Source organism: Actinoplanes campanulatus, from assembly GCF_014647795.1.
Classification (GTDB): Bacteria; Actinomycetota; Actinomycetes; order Mycobacteriales; family Micromonosporaceae; genus Actinoplanes; species Actinoplanes campanulatus.
Genome location: NZ_BMPW01000089.1, coordinates 1 through 635, shown reverse-complemented (window position 1 = coordinate 635; position 635 = coordinate 1). Strand labels below are relative to the sequence as shown.

Here is a 635-nt window from a genome sequence, read left to right as displayed (position 1 = left end):
GGTTCCCCGCACCTGTCATCAAGACCGCGGCCGGCCCGCTGTTTCCCAAAGCCGCCGCCGAGCAGTGGGCGCGGACACGCCAGCCTAAGGCAGGCCGCCCGAAACAGGCCAGCGCCTCATAACAGACCTGTGTGCTGGGCCCGTTGGCCGACTCAGCACACACCAGGGGCCCGGGCTCACCGCCCGGCCCCCTTCCTCTAAACAACCGTTGCACGAGAACTAACTTGAGTAGTCAGGTTATCTCGTGCAACGGTTGATGAGTTGGTCCATCAGGACCGTCCCGGTGGCTGCGTCAATGATCGATATTTCGATGATGCGCCCGTCCAGGTCGGTGGTTTCGGTGTCGAGGATGACTCCGACTCCGGGTTCTAGGAGTTGTTCGGGGATCCAATGGGTGGTCATCGTGTGGCTCCTACAGGGAGTGTCTGGGTCGGGCAGCGGTGCAATACCCGCGCCATAGCGGTCTTCTCTGCGGCGGTGACCCACAGCTGGTACTTCATTTTGACGGCGATTTGGCGGGCCACATAGTCGCATCTGTAGGCCTTGTTAGGGGGTAGCCAGGTCGCTGCATCCCTGTCTCGTTTGGCCTCATTAGCGGGTCCGTCGACAGCCAGCAAGTTCAACGGGTCGTTGGC

At 61.7% G+C, this 635-nt stretch carries 1 protein-coding gene; it reads right to left on the bottom strand.

Annotated features, from left to right (window positions below):
- Positions 1–398: 398 nt before the first annotated feature.
- Positions 399–623, bottom strand: a complete 225-nt coding sequence (locus IEZ13_RS48190) for an HNH endonuclease family protein (RefSeq protein WP_373293123.1) — start codon at positions 621–623, stop codon at positions 399–401.
- Positions 624–635 lie beyond the last annotated feature (12 nt).